Below are 842 nucleotides of genomic sequence, written 5' to 3'. Positions count from 1 at the left end.
ACTGAATGAAGCCGAGTCGAACCGTGAAATAAATTCCCACACCGACAAGCAAATAAACAAGAATGGAACCCCAAAGCAGGTCATTCATTAGATTGATCAAGTCTGTCATAGTTACCTCAAATTGAGTTGCGCCAGTCTGTGCTTCCGAGCCATCCACAGATTGCTTAACCAAGTGTCAATTAGCTTGGTGAACTATTATTTTCTTTCTGCAATCTAGAATCGTAAATGTCGCTTCATGCATCCGTTTTACGTACTAGCGTTTTTTGACGGGCGGATAATGCAGCCTAGCCACGCAAAAATCAATATGAAACTGCATACTCAATTTTTGTATTTTCACTATTTTATACCATTTATTAACATACAAACCAGAATCAAGAATCAAAAGCAGTTACATAAACCAAACAATTCCATTACAACAAAATGTATCGAAATATTTTGTTTTTCATTTCACGTCAATTCTCTGTTAAACCAAGAGTGACAAGGCTTTTACTCTTTCCCCACGCCCCCTCGCTCACTTACCGGTTGTGGATGAGAAATTCACATGCACCTTTTCGAATCCTTACCCTCCTCTCTTTGACTTCGTACTGTATAAACACACACATTGTTAACATTAAAATTCTTTTCATTTAATCGTTTTCGTGAGATCGATCGCTCATTTTTAAGCTTTTGTTGCAAGCAAAATGTGATGGTGTGTTCAGTTTTAATCGAAATCTTCATCATACCGACACAAATGCGAAATCTATCATGGTTATGCTCGAAGAAACTGTGGTACTTAGTGACTGCACAAGCGCTGGTGATTTATGTGAGGTGGCTTATGGATGGCTTTGAACTAGATGACTTAC

1 protein-coding gene is annotated in these 842 nt (G+C 38.2%); it reads right to left on the bottom strand.

All coding sequences use genetic code 11. From position 1 onward, the window contains the following. A partial coding sequence (locus CIK04_RS24620; protein ID WP_142995010.1) for a sodium:alanine symporter family protein occupies positions 1 to 109 on the bottom strand: 109 nt, incomplete at its 3' end. Between the last annotated feature and the right edge of the window lie 733 nt (positions 110 to 842).

Source organism: Vibrio sp. 03_296 (assembly GCF_002265885.1).
This window is presented reverse-complemented; position numbering and strand designations above follow the sequence as displayed.